Below are 21,110 nucleotides of genomic sequence, written 5' to 3' on the forward strand. Positions count from 1 at the left end.
TGCCGCATGTAAAAGCGGAGGGACGTTGTGGAAAGGCTGGCAAATTCAGTCCCTGGGGCTTGCCTCCTCCAGGTGGGATTACGCCTCCGGCAACGACAGCAAGCGCCATTGGCCGGGCTCCAAATCGCCCAACTCGAATTCGCCAAAACGGCTCCGGTGAAGGCGGGTGACTTCGCAGCCCTGACTGCCGAACATGCGCTTGACCTGATGGTAGCGGCCTTCGGTCAGTTCGAGCCGGGCCTCACGTGGCGAAAGAATTTCCAATTTCGCGGGCCGACAGGGCTTGTCCTCGCCGTCAAGCCGCAGCGTTCCGGCGGAGAACAACGGCACGAGGGCCGTGGACAAATCCGCATTGACCGTCACCTCGTAAACTTTCGCCACCTTGTGCTTGGGCGATGTCCAGCGATGCACCAGTTCGCCGCAATCGGTCAGCAGCAGGACGCCGGTGGCGTCCTTGTCGAGCCGGCCGATGGTGGTCACGGGCGGGTTGCGGCGGCCCCAGCGCGGCGGGAGCAAATCGTAAACCGTCGGTCCTTCGCCGGCGTCGTGGGAGCAGACGTAGCCCGCGGGTTTGTGCAGCAACGCGAGAATGCCGGCCGGACAATCCACCGGTTCGCCATCCACATGCACGAGGTCGGGGGCAAATTTTCGGCTCGCATCGATTACCGCTTCACCATGGACCGTGACGCGGCCCTGGCGAATCCAGCTCTTGGCTTCGCTGCGGCTGCAATAGCCGTAGTTGGCGAGGATTTGATCGAGGCGGCGCGGTTGCACGCGGGACGAATACCAGAGGCGGCGGTGCGGGCCAACGCGATTGACAAAGAAAAAGCGGAGCCTGAGGAATCAGACTCCGCTTGGGTTGAAAAGGCTTTGGCTTAGTAGCGTTCGCGGCGTTCGCCGCCGCCACCGCCACGGAAATCGCGGCGCGGGCCACGGTCACCGCCACGGAATCCACCACCACCACCACCACCACCACCACCCGGAGGGCGATCTTCGCGCGGACGGGCAATGTTGACGGTCAAGGGGCGGCCATCGAGTTGGGCGCCGTGCATGGCTTCAATCGCCTTCTGGGCTTCCTCGGGGGTGCTCATGGTGACGAACCCGAAGCCGCGGGGGCGGCCCGTCATGCGGTCCATCATCAGGTTGGTTTCCAGCACGGTGCCGTGGGCGGCAAACGCGTCCTGGAGGTCGTTCTCAGTGGTTTTGAAGGAAAGATTTCCTACAAACAACTTGGTGCTCATTTGATCTTACTGTCGGCGACTAACCTTGCTTTCTCCACACTGTTCCCGACTGCCGGGTTTCAAATCATCACTGAACGGAGTTCACTTGAAGATTCACCATGCCGTGGAAGCAACTAGCTATCTACCAGACGGGCTGACGCTGACAGGCCCGGCCGAAAAATGCAAGCACCATTCGCGCAGCTTTTTGCGACCATAAATTGTCCACTGGGCGGGCCGCAAATGCCCGCCGGGCCGGGACTTCGGCCCAAGGCAACCCCCGTTAAAGCGGGGTTAATCAGCGTATCAGCGAACCGACTATCTGTGGGCGCCGCTTGGCGTAACTCCCTTGCTTCGTGTAAACTGCCCGCGTGATGGATGTTTTGACGTTATCCCGCATCCAGTTCGCGGCGACCTGTTCGTTTCATTATCTTTATCCGCCCCTGAGCATCGGGTTGGGGGTGGCCCTCGTCATCATGGAGGCCTTGTGGCTCAAGACGGGCCAGACCATCTACCATCAGATGGCCCGTTTCTGGACCAAGATTTTTGCGCTGACGTTTGCCATTGGGGTGGCGACGGGCATCGTGCTCGAATTCGAGTTCGGCACCAACTGGGCCACCTACTCGCGATACGTTGGGGACGTGTTCGGCAGCGCGCTGGCGGCGGAGGGCATTTTCGCGTTCTTCCTCGAATCCGGTTTTCTGGCGGTGCTGTTGTTCGGCTGGAACAAGGTCAGCCGCGGCGTGCACTTCTTTGCGACGTGCATGGTTTGCCTGGGGGCCCATTTCAGCGCCATCTGGATCATCGTTGCCAATTCCTGGCAGCAGACCCCGGCGGGATTCCACATTGTGGGCGAGGGGCTGCGCGCCCGGGCGGAGATCACTGACTTTTGGGCGATGGTTTTCAACCCCTCCTCGATGGACCGGTTGTCCCACACCTTGTGCGGGGCCTGGCAGGCGGGGGCGTTTCTGGTGGTCAGCGTGAGCGCGTGGTATCTGCTCAAGCGGCGGCACGAAGCGTTCGCCCGGCAGTCGCTCAAGGTCGGGCTCGGCATGGCGCTCGTGGCATCCGTGCTGCAAATCGTGACGGGCCACGAAAGCGCCATGGGCGTCATCGAGAATCAGCCGGCCAAAATGGCGGCCTTCGAGGGGCATTACGAAACACAGGAAATGCCCATGTATCTGTTCGGCTGGGTGGATGAACAATCGGAGCGCGTTGAAGCCGGACTTGCGCTGCCCAAACCCATGAGCCGGATGATTCTTGGCTCTGACCAGCCCATCAAGGGATTGAACGAATTCGCCCCGGCAGACCGGCCGCCGGTCAACGCGTCGTTTCAGTTTTATCACGGCATGATTGCCATCGGCATGGCGTTGATGGCCATCGCGGTTTTGGGCGTGGTGCAATGGTGGCGGGGCCGCCTGTTCCAGCAACGCTGGCTGCTGTGGCTGATGGTGCTTTCCGTGATCGGCCCGCAGCTGGCCAACCAGTTTGGCTGGTTCGCCGCCGAGGTCGGCCGGCAGCCCTGGGTGGTTTATGGCTTGCTGCGCACCTCCGCCGGCCTGTCCGCGGCGGTCAAGGCCAACGTCGTGCTGACGTCGCTCATCATGTTCACTCTGATTTACCTGCTGCTTTTTGCCGCGTTCGTTTATTTGCTGAACGACAAAATCCAGCACGGTCCCGATGAGGCGGACCTGCAACCGCACGGCAAGCTGGCCCTGCCGCTGAAGGACAAGGCATGAATTACCCTGACTGGCTCGATTTGAACGCGGTGTGGTTCGTCCTCGTGGGCGTGCTGTTCACGGGTTATGCGCTGCTCGATGGTTTTGATCTCGGCGTGGGGGCCTTGCATCTGTTCACGAAAAAGGATGACGAGCGCCGCATCATGCTCAACGCCATCGGCCCGGTCTGGGATGGCAACGAAGTCTGGCTGGTGACCGGTGGCGGCGCGCTTTTTGCCGCGTTCCCGGCGGTGTATGCGACGGTGTTCTCCGGTTTTTACCTGGCCTTCATGCTGTTGCTGGTCGCGCTCATTTTTCGCGCCGTGGCCATTGAATTTCGCAGCAAACAGCCGATGCGCTGGTGGCGGCAGATGTGGGATGTCGGCTTTGCGACGGGCAGCGTGTTGTCCAGTTTCCTGATCGGCGTCGCCATGGGCAACATCGCCTGGGGCATTCCCATCGATGCGCACGGTGAGTTTGCCGGCACGTTTCTGGGGCTGCTGAACCCCTACGCCATACTGCTGGGCGTCACCACCGTGGCGCTGTTCACGATGCACGGCGCGCTCTACGTGGTGATGAAAACCGAGGGCGAACTGCACGACAAGGTGCGCGGCTGGGTCAACAACTGCATCATCTTTTTCATCATCTGCTACGCCGTGACCACCATGGCCACGCTGCTCTACGTGCCGCACATGGCGGCGCGGGTGCGGGCGCATCCGTGGTTGTTCAGCGTGGCGCTCGCCAACATGCTCGCCATTGCGAACATCCCGCGGGAGATTCATCACGGCCGGGATTTCAACGCCTTCCTTTCCTCCTGTGCGGCCATGATTGCACTCATGACCTTGTTCGGCCTGGAAATGTTCCCGCACATGGTGTTGAGCAACCCCGACGCGGCCAACAGCCTGACCATTTACAACGCCGCCTCCTCGCGCAAGACCCTTGGCATCATGCTGACGATCGCCCTGATCGGCGTGCCGATTGTGCTGACTTACACGGTGAGCATTTACTGGATTTTCCGCGGCAAGGTGAAGCTCGACAAAACGAGTTACTGAATGCGGGGAAGGCTCGAACTGCCTGGTCGTGGATGGCCGGAGCTTGAGCCGGGAGAGGTTGTTCGTTTCCGGACGTCCGCGGCAACGCGGGCCGTCTTCAGTCCACCGCGAGCAATTCCACCTCGAAGATCAACGTCGCGTTCGGGGGAATGCAGCCGGGGTAGCCCTGTTCGCCGTAGGCCAGCGGGGCAGGAATCGTCAGTTTCACCTTGTCACCCACGCGCATCGTCGCGACGCCCTGATCCCAGCCCGCAATGACCTGGCCCGCCCCAAGCACAAACTGGAACGGGTCGTTGCGGTCCACCGAGCTGTCGAACTTCTCGCCGGTGGTGAGCCAGCCGGTGTAATGCACCGTGACCGCGGCGCCCCGGCGCGCGGCCGGACCGTTGCCGGTCGTGAGTTTTTCGATTTGTAGTGCCGTGGCCATGCGTCAGTGTCGTGTGTCGATGATGCGCGCGTCAATGTCCGGTTCCGCGCCGTCTCAGGCCGCGACGGCGGCCGGTTTCTGCGCCTTGAGCGGCCGCAGCACCTTGACCGGTTCCGGCGTCTTGTAATGTCGTTTCAAGCCCGCCTCGCTCAACATCCCGGCCGGCACCCGCGCGACAAATTCCGGGAAGCTCCGTTCCACGCGGTCGCGCAGGAGCTTCTGGCCCTGCTTCGAGGCCCAAAACTCTTCCTCCACCTTGGCCACCGCGATGCCGGCTTCCTCGGCGGAAAGATTCTCGCGTTTGGCCAGCAGCCAGACCAGTTCCGGATCGCCGGGCAGGCTCACGGGGAAGGGGACAAACTTCAGCGTCACCTCCGGCTCGCCGTCGCCGTCTTCGCCCAACGGACGCACCTTGATGTGGCCCTGGAATTGCGAGCCATCCGGGAGCGCCACCTCGACCGCCAGCGCCTTTTCCTTCCGGTCGGGCTTGACGGTGATGTCACCGTTGCCGAACGACGCGGCGAGTTGCAGGCGCACGTCATCGATCGATTTCTCCTCCAGATCGGGCAGCTCGACGCGGTCGCAAAACTTTTCAAACGCCGTGACGCGGGACTTGGCCTTCAGCTCCTGCTCCACCGCCTCGTAGATCCGTCCGGCGATTTCCGGATCGGGCGCGGCCTTGGGCAGCACGCGCTTCAGCAGTTCCAGCAACGCGGCTTCGTCGTTCTTCTTCGGCTTGGATGAATTTTTCGTTTTCTTGCTCATGATGCGGCCAACACGGGCCGCTGTTTTGCCTGAACCGGCGGCGCATCGCAACCGGGTTCTGAAAATATTTTCAAATTTGAAACTCAAGAAATCAGGAAGGGCTGAATTCGCGCTCCCGCCAAGGAACCCGTGCTGACCGCCGGTGGAGCCGGGCGGTTGTTCAGTTGCAAACCTGCCGGCCGAAATGCCTCCCGATTCCCGGGGCCAGATCAATCAGGAAACGTTTACCACCCGGTATTTGTTCTGCGAGCCGGGCAGGGTGAGCTTGAGCACGTCGCCCTGTTTTTTGCCCGCCAGTTGCGCACCCAGCGGCGATTGGGGCGTGATGACGAGAATCTCGTGCCCGCCGAAGGCCACCTCCGTGCCGCCGGCACGCGGGCCGATGAAGTAAAAGCTCCGCTCGCGGCCCTGTTCGAGTTCGACCAGCGCCCCGACGTCAATTGGGTCGCCGGGCTGGAACGCACGCGCCCCGAGCTTCTGAAACTCCTGCACGGCGGCTTCGAGCTCGGCGATCTGCCGGGACTGGCCGCGCGCGAGATACGAGGCTTCGAGCCCGCGGGTGTCGTATTTGTTCTCGGCCTTGCTGGATTCATGCGTCGCCTCGGCGCGCGAGGCGTGGGCGGCGTTGAGGTAAACCTGCAACTCCTCGCCCAGCCGGGCGACGATGGCTTCAATGACCGCTGGTTTGTTCATGCAAATTTACGGGCCGCAGCCGCAATGGGGGAAAAGTTTTACGCGAACGGCGCCAATGGTGGCCAATGCAAAATCAATTCGTGAAAATTCGCGCCATGGGCGCAACCCCGGTTTGCGCTTGTCGGATTTCATCCCAGCAGCGTGATGACGATGCCCGCGAGCACACCCAGCACGGCCAGCACCTTGCGCCGGTTGCACACCTCGCCGAAGAACAGCAGCCCGCCCGTGAACGCCACCAGCGTGTTGCCGCGCCGCAGGCTGGCCACGAGGGAAATCAACGCCGCCGGATCGCGCAACGCGCTGAAGTAAACGTAATCCGACACCAGCAGCGCCAGCGTCAGCCCGACAATGCTCCAGCGCCAGTGGAATTCGTGGCGGGTCCACCAGCGCAGCTTCCAGCCGATGGCCAGCGGCAGGAACAGCAGCGCCAGGTAAATCGAAAACCACGCCTGCACCGTGGGCGCGTCAAAGCCCGCCCGGCCCAGCAGGTATTTGTCGTAAAGCGTGCTCGCCGCGCCCAGCAGCATCCCGAGCACCGCCCAGCCCACCCACTTGTTGCGGTGAAAATGGATTCCCTCACGCTGCCCCGCCACCGACAACACCAGGAACGAACCGAGCGTCACCGCGATGCCCACCATTTCCAGCGCCGTCGGCCGTTCGCCGAGGATGAGCAGGGCGCCAAAGAGCGTCCACACCGGTGCGGTGGCGCGGATGGGCGAGGCGATGGAGAGTGGCAGATGTTTCAACGCGAAATAGGTGGCCACCCACGAGCACGCCACGATGAATGATTTCAACGCCAGTTGCAGGTGCTGCGGTGCGGACAGCGGCGCGACCGTGAACATCGCCGGCAGCAGCTGCGGCTGGGCGCGTTGCAGGAGGATGAGCGTGCCCCACAATCCGGCGCTGACCACGTTCGCGAGAAACAACACCGGCAGCACGGCGTTCTGGTGGACAGCGTGCTTGGTGCAAAGTTCATAGAGGCCGAGAAAAAACGCGGCGACGAGGCTGGCGACAACCCAATGCATCGAAGGCGGCGAAGTGTGGCAGCGTCAGCTTCTGAGGCAAGTGCAGACATGCAAATGGGCCATTGACGCCGATTGATTTGCCAATAGTCTTTCCCACTCGTCGCCGCAGGCAGTATTCAGCGCCCCGGCTCCTGCGGGGTTGTATCCAATCTCCCTCCGTTCAGTGACGGCCATTTGGCCGGCGAACAATTTGTTTCCATGCTCAACATTCGTGAACTGAAAATGACGCTCGGCGGGCGCACGCTCTTCGAGAATGCCTCCTTTGGTGTCAACTACGGCGACCGCGTCGCACTCGTCGGCCCGAACGGCGCGGGCAAGACGACGCTCTTCTCCATCATCCTCAGGCAGCGCGCACCCGACGCCGGCGTCGTGGAACGCGATGAATGGACCATGGTCGGTTATCTCCCGCAGGAAGGTGAAGCGCACGGCGACGAAACCATTCTCGATGTCGCCACGGGCCGCGTGGAGGAATTGCCGCAACTCGAGGCGCGCCTGCATGAACTGGAGAAGGCGGGCGATGTTTCGTCACCCGAATACCTCGAAGCACACGCGAAACACGACAAGTTGAATGATCCGGAAGTCGAGACAAAGGCGAAGAAGATGTTGCGTGGCCTGGGCTATCGCGATTCAGACTTCAACCGCAAGGCCAGGGAAATGAGCGGTGGCTGGATCATGCGGGCGCGTCTGGCACGGTTGCTGGTCATGGAGCCGGACCTCCTGCTGCTCGACGAACCGACAAACCACCTCGATTTGATGGCGTTGCTCTGGTTGCAAAATTACCTGAAGAACTATTCCGGCGCCGTGCTGCTCATTTCCCATGACCGCGAGTTTATGGACGAGATCATCACGCAGGTGCACGAGATCTCCGAGAAGAAGCTCATCGCTTACACGGGCAATTACTCCGATTACCTCCGCCAGCGCGAGGAGCGTTACGAACAGCAGCTGGCCGCCTACAACAACCAGCAGAAGGAGATCAAGGCGTTGCAGGAATTTGCCGACCGTTTCCGCTCGGTGACCTCGAAGGCGTCTCAGGCGATGGCCAAGCTCAAGCAGATCGAGCGCATGGAACTCATCGAGAAGCCGCTCGCGCCGCGCAAACCGTTCCGCTTCCAGATTCCGCCGCCGCCACGCGGTGGCCAGCGCGCCGCGACGCTCAAGGGCATTCACATGGCCTATGGCGCGACCAAGGTCTATCAGGGGCTTGATCTCCAGATCGAACGCGGTGAGCGCACGGTGCTCGTCGGGCCCAATGGCGCGGGGAAGTCCACGCTGCTCAAGATTCTGGCGGGTGTCGTGGAATTCCAGCAGGGCGAGCGCGACCTCGGACACAACGCGAAGATCGGTTACTTCAGCCAGCATCGCGCTGCCACGCTCGACCCCGAGCGTTCCGTGCTGGACGAAGTCATCGCCAGCGCGCCCATGATGCGGGATGACGAAGCGCGCGCCGTGCTCGGCTCCTTCATGTTTCGCAAGGACGACATTTTCAAGCAGACCAAGGTGCTCAGCGGTGGCGAGAAGAGCCGTTTGAATCTCGTGAAGTTTCTCGTGGACCCGCCGAATCTCCTGCTCATGGACGAGCCCACGACGCACTTGGACATCCACACGGTCGAATCGCTCACGCTGGCGCTCGAGCGTTACGAAGGCACGCTCGTCTTCATCTCCCACGACGTGCATTTCATCCGCAAGCTTGCGACGAAGGTGCTGCACGTGAACGCCGGCCAGGTCTCGATTTATGCCGGTGGCTACGACTATTTCCTGGAGAAGACCAACGCCCTCGAAGACGCCCGCGCCGCTCTGACGGCGGCTTAAGATTGTGTGACATTACCCACAAAGATGTCGCACTTCGGGCTGGGCGGGTGGCATCAATCAACCGCGGAGATGCCGGGATGCGGAAGACCAGTTCCCCTCCTTGGAGGGGCCAGGGGTGGGTGGGATTGGCCACAGAGGAACAGAGGTTGAATCCACCTCCGCGCCTCTGCGGTGAAAGTCGCCTGGCGGTTCGTTCAAGCTGTGGGGGAGCACGGAAGGCGACCGCGAAGCGGGCGAGCCGCACGTTTACCTCTTTTGCCCCCAATGCCGCGAATGCGAACGGATGCCGGTGAAGTGGCAGAATCTTAAACCACAGATGAACTCAGGTGGACACGGATGAACATCAACGGGGTTCAAAGCACTCAGCCCAAGGCGGGGGAGTCTTCAACTCACCGCAGAGACGCTGAGGCGCGGAGCAGTTTCCCGCGCTCAAAGCGTCATCATGACTGCTTGGAGATCGATTCCGGCAAACTCCGCTGAGTATTGGCAGCGGTTGCAGGAATAGGGAAGCACCCGCTTGATGGAGGTCATTGGTAACTTGCAACTGGGGCAAAACACCCGCTTCTCATAACTGCCGCTGCCGGTCCGTTTGAACAGTGCGCCCCGGTGCTCGACAAACGAGGTCGAAACCGAATTGTTCGCGAGAGCGCGATATGCGCTGCCATATCCTGCCTGCAGTTGCGCCACCTGATCTTCCAATGTCCGCGCTTGATCTCGTGCCAATTCAAGCCGCCCCCGGAGCATGGAGTTCGGCCCCTGGTCATTGATGATGGATTGAATGTAGGCGGCAAGACCCATGGCGATGACTTCTTTCTGTTGTTTTACTGTGCCCAACCGCTTGGCCGGGCGCTCAATTGAGCACTTATTGAACAATCTCAATCGCAGCTTGTGTGCCATAACCCAAGAAGATGTCACACTTCGGGCCGGGCGGGTGACATCAATCAACCGCGGAGACGCCGGGACGCGGAAGAGCAGTTCCCCTCCTTGGAGGGGCCAGGGGTGGGTGGGATTGGCCACAGAGGCACAGAGAACGCAGAGATTGAATTCACCTCCGCGCCTTTGCGGTGAAAGTGGCCTGCGGTTCGTTCAAGCTGCGGGGGGAACACGGAATGCGACTGCGAAGTGGCGAGCCGCACGTTGACCGCTTCTGCCCTCAATGCCGCGAATGCGAACGGATTCCTGCGACGTAGATGAGCGCCAGTTTTTTCAATATTGTTGTTGCACGATCTGAATGATGTGGGTAGGTGTTCTTCCAGTTGCAGTGCGAATGCCCCGTCGGCAAGTAGTGCGCAACCCTCGATTAGAGTAAGCGGTTTGTGTCAGAGTGAGCTAAGTGTTGCTTGCCTGAAAAACTTCTAGTCGCAGCGAAACCGCGGAATGTCAAAATGACTAGTCCACATACTAGTGTAGTTAGCAGCGACACCTCCGTTCAGATCCCCGCTCATCCTGACCAAGTCCGTGTCTTGGTCGACCCAATCGAACCAAAGTCAAAATCTAGGGCAATCCTCTGCCTGCCGGTTAACACGGTATTTGATTGCGGTCTCAAGGAATGGCTGGGGGCAAACGTGCGCGAGCAGAAAATGGGGTCTTCAATTGCAAAAGACATCATTCGCACGCTGGACGAGCGTCCCGACACCATGCATCCGCTCAATCGTGGAATTACAGTGCTGTCGAACGGCTTTCGCTACGACTCGCAAAGTAAAACCTTCACGATCCTGCTTCGAGATCCAAAGCGCCACGGCGTTATTGATGGAGGCCATACTTTCCGCGCGATCGAACAAGTTGTTCAAAAGCGGCTCGACGCTGGTCTTGAGGCGCCAAATGCTTTTGTGCATGTCGAAGTGCTTGCTGGTTACGACGAGATCGCTTCGGACATTATCTCCGCAAGGAATTCGGTCGCTGCGGTTCGTGATTCTGCTATATATGCGCTTGAAGGAGTCTTCGACGATATTCGGCATCACCTGCGCAAAGCGAAAATAGAAGACTTGATTGCATTCCGGCAAAACGAGCAGAACAAGAAGATGACCGTCGAAGAAGTTCTGGCGGTTTGCACGCTGTTTCACCCGACGTATGCCGATGGCAGCAGCCACCCGATGAAGGCATACACATCGAGAGCAAGCTGCGTTGAGCTCTACCATGATGAATGGCAGAAGGCTCACTCCAAATCACCAGATTCAACCGCATGGAAGAAGGGTTTTGGAAAAATCATTCATCTTGCACCGGACCTCCTCCGGTTCAGCGAAGAAATCGAGATGGAGGCCGACGAGGCTCGCCGTCGCATTGGCGGACTCCAAGCTCTGAAAGCAACTGAAGAGAAGGAAAACGGGACAAAGGACGGCAAGTCTCGTGGTCGTGCGATGAAGGAGTTGTCAGGCCCGCGTGAATTGCCGATCACAGGAAAGACCGTTAAGTCTGGTTGGCCAACCGGCTACCTGTATCCCATCGTTGCAGCGATGCGTCCACTGGTTGATTACTCTGGAGAAGTTGCAAAATGGAAAGTTGCTGACCCAATGCAGGTTTGCCGAGCCATCAGCAATGACTTGGTTAAGACGTTACTTGCCTACGCTGAAGAATACGGACGGAAACCAAACGCTGTGGGCAAGAGTCTACTGTGCTGGAAGAGTCTTTACGATACTGTCGAGGTTGGTTTGTTGCGCGCACAGGCACAAATTGGCAAACAGTAATCACTGTTAGATTTCAAGCGCCCAAGGTTGGCTGGTCACAGCCAGCCTTGGGCTTCCGCTATCAGCTTCCGCTATCAAACTGGGGCATCTTGTTCCACTTTTCGCTGGCGTGGCACAGTGTTTGGCACACTCGCTGTCACACTTTCTGGGGAAAGCACACCCTTTTTCAGCCCTTTAGGCTTTCGAATCTTTGGCATGGAGCGTGATTGTCTGGTCGATGGATAAAAGTTGATGATCGATGGATGCATGCGGCGAGGAAATCCGCGTTTCAACCGTGTTCATCGGTGGCTGAAAACGGTTGAGGGGTTTTGGCTGATGGTTGATGGCCTGACACCGGGAAAAGACAGGATTAACAGGATGGACAGGATTTCCCGGTTGGGACCGGGCTTCATTCAATCCAGCATCATCTTGTTAATCCTGTCCGGCATCGTCCCTTGAATTTTTGGCGTTTGGATTTAATTGATTAACAGCTATGCAAATGGATCGGCTCACCATCAAGGCGCAGGAGGCGTTGCAGGCGGCGCAGAACCTCGCGCGCGAATTCTCCCATCAGGAACTGGATTCCGAACATCTGCTGCTGGCGTTGACCCAGCAGCCGGAGAGTCTCGTGCCGGAATTGCTGGAGAAGCTCGGCGTCGCCACCCCCAAACTTACCGCGGACCTCAACCAGGAACTCGCCCGCCGTCACAAGGTGCAGGGCGGCGCGGACACGTTCGCGGGACAGACGTTGCGCAAGGCACTCGATGCCGCCGAGACGGAGGCGCGCAAGCTCAAGGATGATTACATCAGCACGGAGCATCTGCTTCTGGGCATCGTGGAAACCGCCGGCGGGTCGTTGAAGAAGACGCTGGCCGCCGTGGGGCTGAACCGCGACGCGGTGCTCAAGGCCCTGATGGAATTGCGCGGCAATCAGCGGGTCACGGATCCGAATCCGGAGGACAAGTTCCAGGCGCTGGAGAAATACGGCAAGGATCTCACGGCCCTCGCGCGGCAGGGCAAGATTGACCCGGTCATCGGCCGCGACGAGGAAATCCGGCGCGTGATGCAGGTGTTGTCGCGGCGGACAAAGAACAATCCGGTGCTCATTGGCGAGCCGGGCGTGGGCAAGACGGCCATCGCGGAGGGACTCGCCCGGCGCATCGTGAGCGGGGATGTGCCGGAGTCGCTCAAGAACAAGCGGCTCGTGGCGATGGACATCGGCGCGATGATCGCCGGGGCGAAGTATCGCGGCGAATTCGAGGACCGGCTCAAGGCGTTCCTCAAGGAAGTCACGTCGAGCGAGGGAAAAATCATCCTGTTCATTGATGAGCTGCACACGATCGTTGGCGCGGGCAAGGCCGAGGGTGCGGTCGATGCCGGCAACATGCTCAAGCCGCAACTGGCGCGTGGGGAACTGCGCTGCGTCGGCGCCACCACGCTGGACGAATACCGCAAATACATCGAGAAGGATCCGGCGCTGGAACGGCGATTCCAGCCGGTGCAGGTCAGCGAACCGAGCGTGGAGGCGACCATCGCGATTTTGCGCGGCTTGAAGGAGCGTTACGAAGTCCATCACGGCGTGCGCATCCAGGACGGCGCGCTCGTGGCGGCGGCGACGTTGTCCAATCGCTACATCACCGACCGTTTTCTGCCCGACAAGGCCATCGACCTCGTGGACGAGGCCGCGTCGCGGCTCCGCATGGAGCTGGATTCGCTGCCGACGGAGATTGACCAGTTGGAGCGGCAGGTGATGCAGCTCGAGATCGAGCAGAATGCGTTGAAGAAGGAGAAGGACGCCGCGTCGCAGGAACGGTTGCAGAAGCTGGAACATGATCTGGCGAACTTGAAGGAAAAGGCCGGGACGCTGAAGGCGCAGTGGCAGAACGAAAAGGCGTCCATCAACGCGGTGGGCATCATCAACAGCCAGCTGGAGCAGGCAAAGCTGGAGCTGGAAAAGGCGCAGCGCCAGGGCGACCTGAATGCGGCGGCGCAGATTCAATACGGCAAGATTCCCGAGCTGCAAAAGAAGCTGGCGGCGGCGGAAAAGGCGTTGAAGGAGAAGCCCAGCGACCACCGGCTGCTACACGAGGAGGTGACCGATGAGGAAATCGCCGAGGTTGTGGCGGCGTGGACGGGCATTCCGGTGTCCAGGATGCTGCAGGGCGAACGCGAAAAGCTGGTGCACATGGAAACCCGGTTGCAGGAGCGCGTGATTGGCCAGCGGGAGGCGATCGAGGCCGTGGCCAATGCGGTGCGCCGTTCGCGCAGCGGTTTGCAGGACCCCAACCGGCCGGTGGGCTCCTTCATTTTCCTCGGCCCGACGGGCGTCGGCAAAACCGAGACGGCCCGCGCGCTGGCGGAATTTTTGTTCGATGACGAGAACGCCATGGTGCGCATCGACATGTCGGAATACATGGAGAAGCACGCCGTGTCGCGGCTGGTGGGCGCGCCGCCCGGCTACGTGGGCTACGAGGAGGGCGGGCAGTTGAGCGAAGCCGTCCGGCGCCGGCCCTACAGCGTGGTGTTGTTCGACGAGATCGAAAAGGCCCACCACGACGTGTTCAACGTGCTGTTGCAGGTGCTGGACGACGGGCGGTTGACGGACGGGCAGGGGCGCACGGTGGATTTCAAGAACGCCATCGTCATCATGACCAGCAACATCGGCTCGCCGGTCATCCAGGAATTTTACGCGGGCAACCGCGGTTCCGTGAAGGACGAGGCCGAGCTGGAACGCGTGGTCAAAATGGAATTGAAGGCGAACTTCCGGCCGGAATTTCTCAACCGCGTGGACGACATCATCATCTTCCACAGCCTCAGCGAGGCGCAGATCGGGGAGATTGTGGACGTGCAGTTGCGGCAGGTGGCGGCGCGGCTGGCGGAGCAAAAGGTGACGCTCGAACTCACGCCCGGCGCGAAGAAGCTCATCGCGAAGGAAGGCTACGACCCGCAGTTTGGGGCGCGTCCGCTCAAGCGGACCATTCAGGACCTGGTGCTCAATCCGCTGGCGACCAAGCTGCTCAAGGGCGAAGTCAAACCGGGCGACCGCCTCAAGGCCGTGGCACAATCCGGGGAACTGTGGTTTGAGCAGGCCTGAGCGGCCCGCTTTCAGGCGGTTTCGCGGATGGCCTCCAACTGGGCGCGGGTCAGCACGAACGCATTTTGCAGTTCGGTGACCACGGTGGCCGCCTCGTGCGTGTCGCTGCGGCGGCCCATCTCCTCAAGGCGTTTGGTCAGTTCCACGATCTTTTGCGCACCGAGATTCAGGCTCATGCTCTTCAGGGCGTGGGCGTGAAACGCGAGTTCCGTCGGGTCTTTCGCGGTGTCGCGAATCTGTTCGATGCGTTTCGGCGCCGATTCCAGGAAGAGGTCAATCAACTCGCGCAGCATGCTGACGCCCTGCGTGGGCGGCATCTCGCGCAATTCGGCGATGATGTTCGAGTCGAGCAGGTCGGCCGGCGCGGGCGGGGTGCGGCGGAGGAAACTCGTGGTGTCGGCCGTGCGCTTGATCTTGGTGGGGCCCCAGCGCTCGATGGCGGCCTGCAATTCTGCGATGCGGATCGGCTTGGAAATGTAGTCGTCCATGCCGGCATTGAGGCATTTTTCCCGGTCGCCCATGAGCGCGTTGCCAGTCATGGCGATGATGCGCGGACGGCGTTCGATCGGCCATTGCTCGTTGATGCGGCGGGCCACTTCCAGGCCGTCCATTTCGGGCATTTGCACGTCGAGGAACAGCAGGTCGAACGGTTCCTGTTCGAGCGCCTTGAGGACGTCCAGCCCGTTGAGCGCAAGCTCCGGCCGGTAGCCCAGCTTGTTGAGCACGCTCTGGCCGACGCGCTGGTTGATGAGGTTGTCGTCGGCCAGCAGGATGCGCAGGGGCAGGCGGCTGGCCAGGGTGGCGTCCAGGGACGGCGTGCTGGCCGTCTTCTTCTCACGTTGCAGTTGCAGGTTCAAGGCCTGGGCAAAGGCTTCCAGCAACTGGGCGGGGCGGATGGGCTTGCTGATCACGGCCGAAACGCCGGCGCGGCTCGGGCGGGGATCGTCGCTGCGCAGGCGGCTCGAGGAAATCAGGATGATCGGCAGGAAGCGTCCATTGGCGTGCGCGCGGATTTCGCTGATAAGCAGCAGGCCGTCCTTTTCCGGCAGCTGCAGGTCGATCACGGCCACTTCAAACTCGTTGCCCGAGGACAGGGCGGCCAGGGCTTCGCGGTGGTTGGTGGCGCTTTCGGCGTTCATGCCCCATTGCGTGAGGCGGTGCCGGATGATGCGCTGGAGCGTGGCGCTGTCCTCAACAATCAGGACGCGTTTGCCGGACAACTGTGGCTGCGGCTGCTGCCAGTGCGGCTGGAGGGTGGACGAAGCCGCGTTGGCGAGAATGGTGAAGTGGAAGGTGGCGCCCTTGCCGGTGTCGCTCTCCACCCAGATGCTGCCGCCCATCAGTTCGGCCAGGCGTTTGCAAATGGCCAGGCCGAGGCCGGTGCCGCCGTATTGCCGGGTGGTGGAGGCGTCCACCTGCTGGAAGGACTTGAACAGCCGGCTTTGTTTGTCGAGCGGGATGCCGATGCCGGTGTCGCGCACGGAAAAATGCAGCAGCCATTGCTGCGGATGACGGATGAAGTCGGTGTCGGGTTCCCGGCCGGGGTCGAGCCGGCGCAGGCCGTGCGCGGCGGGCTTCACTTCAATGGCCACCTCGCCCTGGGCGGTGAATTTGACCGCGTTGCCGATCAGGTTGACGAGGATTTGCTTCAGCCGGGTGACGTCACTGACGAGGATTTTGGGAATGGTGTCATCCGCAAAATACGACAGGTCGACGTTTTTTTCCGCGGCCTTGGGAGCGAGCAGTTCGAGCACCTCCTCGATGCAGGCGTGCAGTTCAAAGGGGTGATGCTCCAGTTCCAGCTTGCCCGATTCGATTTTGGAAAAGTCGAGAATGTATGATGATGGTCAGCAGGGCGTCCGCGCTGGCCCGCGTGGCTTCGACGTATTCGCGCTGCTCGTCGCTGAGGTCGGTGTCGAGCAGCAACGCCGTCATGCCGATGACGCCGTTCATCGGCGTGCGGATTTCGTGGCTCATGTTCGCGAGGAACTCGGACTTGGCGATCGTGGCCTCCTCGAGGCGCTGGTTGAGGGACCGCAACTGGGCGTTGCTTTCGATGAGCTGCTGCTGGCTTTCCCGCAGGGCCCGGTAGGCAACGTCGCGCTGAAGCTGGTTGAGGTAGGCCTTGGAATGATAACGGATGCGCGCCACCAGCTCCACCTTGTCGGGCAGTTTGACGAGATAATCATTGGCCCCGACGGAAAAGGACTGCGCCTTGACCTGGGCGTTTTCGTTCGTGGACAGGACGATGATGGGAGTGTCCTTGGTGGCGGGATTGGCGCGGAACTGGCCCACCAGTGTAAGCCCGTCCGTGCCCGGCATGATCAAGTCCTGCAGGATGACCGTGGGCTTGATTTGCACGGCGGTGCTCACCGCCTCGCGCGCGTTGGCGACGTAATGGAAATCAATGTCCGCCTCGCTGGCGAGCGCCCGGCGCACGGCTTCGCAGACCATCGCCTGGTCGTCCACCAGCAGCACCATGAAATGGTAATCGGGCAGAAAGCTGTTGGGTCGCGGCGCCGCCGGCTGTTTCTGGATTTCTGTGGAATGGTCGCTCATCGTTGCCTTATCCGGGCTGGAATATATTCGCCAGACGCGGACCGATTTTGTCCAGCGCCAAAATTTCGCTGGCCGCCTTCAAATCCGCCGCGGCCTTGGGCATGCCGAAGACCGCGCTGCTCTGGCGGTCCTGGGCAATGGTGTGGTGGCCGCTCTCCCGCAACAAACGCAGGCCTTCCGCGCCGTCCCGGCCCATCCCCGTGAGCAGGATGCCAACCACTTCACCCTTCCAGAAATGTGCGACGCTCTTAAGAAACACGTCCACCGATGGCCGGTAGGAATAATCCACGGGCGACCGCGTGTAACCCAGCCGCGTGGCGTTGGTGAACACCAGATGCTCCTCCCGTGCGGCCACCAGAACCGTTCCGGGTTCCGGACGGTCGCCCTCCTCCGCGAGGCGGACGGGGAGATGACAGTGCTGGCCGAGCCACGACGCCAGTCCTGCCGTGAACTGGGGATCCACGTGCTGAATGATGACCACCGCGGGGGCAAAGTGCGCCGGCAGCGCCTGCAAGATGCTGGCAATCGCCGCCGGCCCGCCCGCCGAGGCGCCGATGACCACCAGGGATTCCCGGGCGCGTGGTCCGGCCGGCTTGGTGTTGCCGTTGGCGGCCACGCGCGTCACGAGCTTGCTGATCTTGTCGAGCTTCTGGAGCAACGGCTGTCCGCCGTCGAGGCTGCCGCCGGGATTGAGCACGGGCACGCTGACCGCGTCCAGCGCGCCGGCGCCCATGGCCTCGAACACCTGTGCCGTGTCGTCATGAATGTTCGCGCTCACAATGACGATGGCGCACGGGGTGGCGGCCATGATGCGGCGCGTGGCTTCGGCGCCGTTCATGTCGGGCATGACGAGATCCATCAGGATGGCGTCCGGCCGGTCCTGGGCACAACGCGCGACGGCATCCGCGCCCGAGCGGGCGATCCAGGCGACCTCATGACGGCCGTTGCTGAGCACGGTTCGGCGCAGGGCCTCGGCCGCAAACAGCGTGTCGTTGACGATGCCGATTCTCATTCTTCGGGTTCGCCGATCAGGTCGGTCACGGCGTGCAACAAGGTTTCATCGTGGAAACTGCCCTTCGTCAGATAATAGTCCGCGCCGGCCTGCAAGCCGCGGAGGCGGTCCTCCTCGCGATCCTTGTAGGACACGATCATTACGGGGATGGACTGCAATTGCGGATCCTTTTTGATGAGTTCCGTCAGTTCGATGCCGTCCATGCGGGGCATGTCCACGTCCGAAATCACCAGGTCGTAGGTGCCGGCGCGGACGGCGTTCCAACCGTCGGCGCCGTCCACGGCCACCTCGACCGCATAACCGCGGCCCGACAGGAGCTTGCGCTCCAGCTCGCGGACGGTCAGCGAGTCGTCCACCACGAGGACGTGTTTGCGGCGGGTTTGAGTGGACATCAGGGCCTGCTGCGGCACGCCGGCCAGCCGGCCGGAGGAAATCAACTTCTCCACCGAGCGGACGAGATCATCCACGTCAATGATCAACACGGGCGAACCATCCTCCATGAGCGCGGCGGCGCTGATGTCCTTCACCTTGCCGAGGCGCGGATCGAGGGGCTGGACGACCAGCTCGCGTTCGCCCAGAAACTTGTCCACCACCAAGCCGTAACGGCTCTTGCGTTCGCCGAGGATGATGACCGGAATTTCCGCCGGCAGCGTCGGGCGTTCGCCGCAATCGAGCACCTGCTGGGCGGACAACAGCCCGATGGCCTCGTCGTTGAAGCGGAAGGTGAGGTGCCCCTCGATGCTTTCAACCTGGTCGCGGCGCAGGTGGCGCGTCCGCACGATCTGCGACAACGGCAGCGCGTAGGGTTCGCCCGCCACCTCCACCAGCAGCGTCCGCAAGACGGACAGCGTGATGGGGAGCTGGAGCATGAACCGCGTGCCGCGGCCCGGCTCGGTGTAAACGCGGATGTTGCCGCGCACGCCCCGCACCATGTTGTGCACGACATCCAGCCCGACGCCGCGCCCGGAGATCTCGGTCACGGCATCCTTCAACGTGAAGCCGGGGAGGAAGAGGAACTGCAGCAGCTCCGCCTCCGTCAGGCGGCTGGCGGCGCCCGGGGGCAGCAGCTTGCGGTTCACCACGATGTCGCGGACGCGTTCCGTGGCGATGCCGCCGCCGTCGTCGCTTACGGTGATCAACAACATGCCGGCGGCGTGGCGCGCTTCGAGGCGGATGACGCATTCGTCCGGCTTGCCCGCGCGGCGGCGGACTTCGGGCGGTTCGCAACCGTGGTCCACGGCGTTGCGCAACAGATGGCCCAGCGGCGCTTCAAGCCGGTCGAGAATGTCGCGGTCCACCTGGGTGTTCGCGCCGGTGATTTCGAGGCGGACCTCCTTGTTCAAACTGCGCGCGATGTCCCGCACCATGCGCGGAAAATGGCTGACGCCGTCCGCGAACGGCCGCATGCGGGTGCGCAACGCCTCCAGATACAAACGATGGGTCAGGTTCACGCACCGGCGGTCGAACATGTCCAGGTCCAGCAGCCGGTCGCCGAGAAAGCTGCGACATTCGGTGGCGCGCTGGAGTGCCGTGTGAAGCTTCTCGGCCGCGCGATCGGGCAGCGGCTGGTCGGCCAGCGATTCCCGCAGCTCTTCGATGACTTCGAACAAATCCGTCTGCATCCGCTTCAGCCGCGTCATGGAATCGGTGAAGGGACGAATCCAGCGGGCCTCCACCAATGACTCCCCGGCCAGGCCCAGCAGGCGGTTCAGGTTCTCGGCGTTCAACCGCAGCACGCGCTCGTGATTGCCCGCCTGTTTCGGCGTGCCCGCGACGGCTTCCGCCTCCACCACGTCCGGTGCCGGCGGTGCGGGCTCCGGTGGTTGGGGAGGTGGTGGTGGCGGGCTGGGCAGGGCTGCCGAAGGTGGCGGTGCGGCCGGCGGGACCGCCGGAGGAGCGGGAGGCAGTGCGGCCGGTTCTTCGCGCGGGGCCGGTGGGGTGGCAGTGGCGGCGGCGCTGAGGTCGGACAAGAATTGCTGCACTTCGGCGGCATGGCTTTGCTCCCAGGTCGCCAGCCGTGGTTCATCCGTCATCGCAAGCTGGGACAGCAAATCCACGCCCTTCAGCAGCCGGTCGATGTGCGCGCGGCCGAGGGTCAGGGCGCCGCGCTGGGCCGCCACGAAGCAGTCTTCCATCGCATGGGCCACGCGCACGCCGACGGCGACGTTGATGATGCGGGCGGCGCCCTTGATGGAATGGGCGGCGCGCATGAGGTTTTCCAAAATGACCGGCGAGGCGTCGCCGCGCTCGATTTGCAACAGCCCCTCGGTCAGCGTGGCGCACTGGGATTCGGCCTCGACCCGGAACAGGTCGAACATCGAGAAGTTGCTCAAGTCCTCTGAGGCGCGCTTGTTCATGCCAGACTTTGGTTGAGCGCCGGGAAGAGCAGGGCGGAGTCGAGGTAAATTACGAGGCGCCCGTGCCACGTGAGCACGCCCTTGGTGTAGCTGGTGCCGGACTTGGACAGGGTGGCGGGCGGTTCGCGCAACTGGTCGGCCTCGAAGCGCTCGATGCCATGCACCTCATCGACGGGAATCACGAGCCGCTGCGACTCCCAACTGGTCACCAGCAGCCGTTGATACGCCAGTTGCCCGTGGTTGGGCGCAGGGGTGTGGGCGAGCCCGAGCACGCGCGCCAGCGAAACGCACAACAGCAGTTCGCCCCGCACATTCACGAGGCCGAGCAGCGACGTTTTCCGCCGGTGCGGCATGGAGTGGAGCCGGCGTTGTTCGGCGACCTCCTGAAACACCACCGTCGGGAGCGCGAGCCATTCCGGACCGATGCGGAACAACACGACCGAGAGGGTGCCCGGGCTGACCGTGAATTTGGGCCGGGCAAAATGCGCGGCCCATTCCTGCCGGTAGCCCGGCGTGAGGGCTCGTTCGAGCAGCAGGGCGCCCGCCTGCGCATACACCGGGCAATTGCGGCAATGCGTGTGTTTCGCCAGTTCCGGACACGAGCCGTCGCCGCGCACGCCGATCCGGCTCCAGCAATCGTCCACGCTGACCGGCAGGCCCGGCGTCGCGGTGGACGTCGTCAGCGGCAGTTCGGTTTCGGAGCGTTCAGTCACGGCACG

General features: G+C 62.0%; 17 protein-coding genes and 1 pseudogene. 5 read left to right on the plus strand and 13 right to left on the minus strand.

The window, feature by feature from the left end; translation table 11 throughout:
- Nucleotides 1-78: 78 nt before the first annotated feature.
- Nucleotides 79-774: a pseudouridine synthase gene (locus VFV96_01345; GenBank protein HEU5069039.1), complete on the minus strand. Its 696-nt coding sequence runs from the start codon at nucleotides 772-774 to the stop codon at nucleotides 79-81.
- Nucleotides 775-875: 101 nt separating this feature from the next.
- Nucleotides 876-1,241, minus strand: coding sequence for an RNA-binding protein (locus VFV96_01350; GenBank protein HEU5069040.1), 366 nt, complete (start codon nucleotides 1,239-1,241; stop codon nucleotides 876-878).
- Between the two features lie 350 nt (nucleotides 1,242-1,591).
- Between VFV96_01350 and VFV96_01355 the strand changes: the two genes are divergently transcribed.
- Nucleotides 1,592-2,956: a cytochrome ubiquinol oxidase subunit I gene (locus VFV96_01355; protein HEU5069041.1), complete on the plus strand. Its 1,365-nt coding sequence runs from the start codon at nucleotides 1,592-1,594 to the stop codon at nucleotides 2,954-2,956.
- A complete protein-coding gene (gene cydB, locus VFV96_01360) occupies nucleotides 2,953-3,987 on the plus strand; it encodes a cytochrome d ubiquinol oxidase subunit II (protein ID HEU5069042.1) in 1,035 nt (344 codons plus the stop codon). Before VFV96_01355 ends, cydB begins: the two co-directional genes overlap by 4 nt.
- A 97-nt stretch (nucleotides 3,988-4,084) precedes the next feature.
- Here cydB and VFV96_01365 read toward each other — a convergent pair whose 3' ends face one another.
- The 4 genes from VFV96_01365 to VFV96_01380 all read right to left on the minus strand — a co-directional run bounded on the left by VFV96_01365 (nucleotide 4,085) and on the right by VFV96_01380 (nucleotide 6,897).
- Nucleotides 4,085-4,414, minus strand: coding sequence for an FKBP-type peptidyl-prolyl cis-trans isomerase (locus tag VFV96_01365; protein ID HEU5069043.1), 330 nt, complete (start codon nucleotides 4,412-4,414; stop codon nucleotides 4,085-4,087).
- A 54-nt stretch (nucleotides 4,415-4,468) separates the two neighbouring features.
- Nucleotides 4,469-5,179, minus strand: a complete 711-nt coding sequence (locus VFV96_01370; GenBank protein HEU5069044.1) for a hypothetical protein — start codon at nucleotides 5,177-5,179, stop codon at nucleotides 4,469-4,471.
- Between the two features lie 213 nt (nucleotides 5,180-5,392).
- Nucleotides 5,393-5,872: a GreA/GreB family elongation factor gene (locus VFV96_01375; protein HEU5069045.1), complete on the minus strand. Its 480-nt coding sequence runs from the start codon at nucleotides 5,870-5,872 to the stop codon at nucleotides 5,393-5,395.
- Between the two features lie 128 nt (nucleotides 5,873-6,000).
- Nucleotides 6,001-6,897, minus strand: coding sequence for a DMT family transporter (locus VFV96_01380; GenBank protein ID HEU5069046.1), 897 nt, complete (start codon nucleotides 6,895-6,897; stop codon nucleotides 6,001-6,003).
- A gap of 198 nt (nucleotides 6,898-7,095) precedes the next feature.
- Between VFV96_01380 and VFV96_01385 the strand changes: the two genes are divergently transcribed.
- On the plus strand, nucleotides 7,096-8,706 hold the full coding sequence (locus VFV96_01385) for an ABC-F family ATP-binding cassette domain-containing protein (protein ID HEU5069047.1): 1,611 nt from the start codon (nucleotides 7,096-7,098) through the stop codon (nucleotides 8,704-8,706).
- 429 nt (nucleotides 8,707-9,135) lie between these two features.
- Here VFV96_01385 and VFV96_01390 read toward each other — a convergent pair whose 3' ends face one another.
- On the minus strand, nucleotides 9,136-9,603 hold the full coding sequence (locus tag VFV96_01390) for a hypothetical protein (GenBank protein HEU5069048.1): 468 nt from the start codon (nucleotides 9,601-9,603) through the stop codon (nucleotides 9,136-9,138).
- Between the two features lie 566 nt (nucleotides 9,604-10,169).
- Here VFV96_01390 and VFV96_01395 point away from each other — a divergent pair.
- Both VFV96_01395 and clpB read left to right on the plus strand, forming a co-directional pair.
- Nucleotides 10,170-11,390 carry an AIPR family protein gene (locus VFV96_01395; protein ID HEU5069049.1) on the plus strand — a complete coding sequence of 407 codons (1,221 nt, stop codon included), beginning with the start codon at nucleotides 10,170-10,172 and terminating at the stop codon, nucleotides 11,388-11,390.
- Between the two features lie 472 nt (nucleotides 11,391-11,862).
- Complete coding sequence (gene clpB, locus VFV96_01400) at nucleotides 11,863-14,463, plus strand: ATP-dependent chaperone ClpB (GenBank protein ID HEU5069050.1); 2,601 nt, start codon at nucleotides 11,863-11,865, stop codon at nucleotides 14,461-14,463.
- An 11-nt stretch (nucleotides 14,464-14,474) separates the two neighbouring features.
- Here clpB and VFV96_01405 read toward each other — a convergent pair whose 3' ends face one another.
- From VFV96_01405 to VFV96_01430, 6 genes and pseudogenes are all read right to left on the minus strand, one after another.
- Nucleotides 14,475-16,217, minus strand: coding sequence for a response regulator (locus VFV96_01405; GenBank protein ID HEU5069051.1), 1,743 nt, complete (start codon nucleotides 16,215-16,217; stop codon nucleotides 14,475-14,477).
- 22 nt (nucleotides 16,218-16,239) lie between these two features.
- A complete protein-coding gene (locus VFV96_01410; GenBank protein HEU5069052.1) occupies nucleotides 16,240-16,503 on the minus strand; it encodes a histidine kinase dimerization/phospho-acceptor domain-containing protein in 264 nt (87 codons plus the stop codon).
- Nucleotides 16,501-16,944 (minus strand): annotated as a pseudogene (locus VFV96_01415) (response regulator). The gene VFV96_01410 and the pseudogene VFV96_01415 overlap by 3 nt, the downstream one beginning before the upstream one ends.
- A gap of 85 nt (nucleotides 16,945-17,029) precedes the next feature.
- The gene (locus tag VFV96_01420; GenBank protein ID HEU5069053.1) at nucleotides 17,030-18,034 is read right to left on the minus strand and encodes a chemotaxis response regulator protein-glutamate methylesterase; all 1,005 of its coding nucleotides are present in this window, start codon (nucleotides 18,032-18,034) and stop codon (nucleotides 17,030-17,032) included.
- The gene (locus VFV96_01425) at nucleotides 18,031-20,391 is read right to left on the minus strand and encodes a hybrid sensor histidine kinase/response regulator (GenBank protein ID HEU5069054.1); all 2,361 of its coding nucleotides are present in this window, start codon (nucleotides 20,389-20,391) and stop codon (nucleotides 18,031-18,033) included. The genes VFV96_01420 and VFV96_01425 overlap by 4 nt, the downstream gene beginning before the upstream one ends.
- On the minus strand, nucleotides 20,388-21,104 hold the full coding sequence (locus tag VFV96_01430) for a chemotaxis protein CheW (protein HEU5069055.1): 717 nt from the start codon (nucleotides 21,102-21,104) through the stop codon (nucleotides 20,388-20,390). Before VFV96_01430 ends, VFV96_01425 begins: the two co-directional genes overlap by 4 nt.
- Between the last annotated feature and the right edge of the window lie 6 nt (nucleotides 21,105-21,110).

This window comes from Verrucomicrobiia bacterium (assembly GCA_035765895.1).
Taxonomy (GTDB): domain Bacteria; phylum Verrucomicrobiota; class Verrucomicrobiia; order Limisphaerales; family DSYF01; genus DSYF01.

Bases quoted from the DNA above. Each gene is read 5' to 3' on its own strand.
- VFV96_01350 (HEU5069040.1), bottom strand. From the start codon at position 1,241: ATGAGCACCAAGTTGTTTGTAGGAAATCTTTCCTTCAAAACCACTGAG.
- VFV96_01355 (HEU5069041.1), top strand. From the start codon at position 1,592: ATGGATGTTTTGACGTTATCCCGCATCCAGTTCGCGGCGACCTGTTCG.
- cydB (HEU5069042.1), top strand. From the start codon at position 2,953: ATGAATTACCCTGACTGGCTCGATTTGAACGCGGTGTGGTTCGTCCTC.
- VFV96_01365 (HEU5069043.1), bottom strand. From the start codon at position 4,414: ATGGCCACGGCACTACAAATCGAAAAACTCACGACCGGCAACGGTCCG.
- VFV96_01370 (HEU5069044.1), bottom strand. From the start codon at position 5,179: ATGAGCAAGAAAACGAAAAATTCATCCAAGCCGAAGAAGAACGACGAA.
- VFV96_01375 (HEU5069045.1), bottom strand. From the start codon at position 5,872: ATGAACAAACCAGCGGTCATTGAAGCCATCGTCGCCCGGCTGGGCGAG.
- VFV96_01380 (HEU5069046.1), bottom strand. From the start codon at position 6,897: ATGCATTGGGTTGTCGCCAGCCTCGTCGCCGCGTTTTTTCTCGGCCTC.
- VFV96_01385 (HEU5069047.1), top strand. From the start codon at position 7,096: ATGCTCAACATTCGTGAACTGAAAATGACGCTCGGCGGGCGCACGCTC.
- VFV96_01390 (HEU5069048.1), bottom strand. From the start codon at position 9,603: ATGGCACACAAGCTGCGATTGAGATTGTTCAATAAGTGCTCAATTGAG.
- clpB (HEU5069050.1), top strand. From the start codon at position 11,863: ATGCAAATGGATCGGCTCACCATCAAGGCGCAGGAGGCGTTGCAGGCG.
- VFV96_01420 (HEU5069053.1), bottom strand. From the start codon at position 18,034: ATGAGAATCGGCATCGTCAACGACACGCTGTTTGCGGCCGAGGCCCTG.
- VFV96_01425 (HEU5069054.1), bottom strand. From the start codon at position 20,391: ATGAACAAGCGCGCCTCAGAGGACTTGAGCAACTTCTCGATGTTCGAC.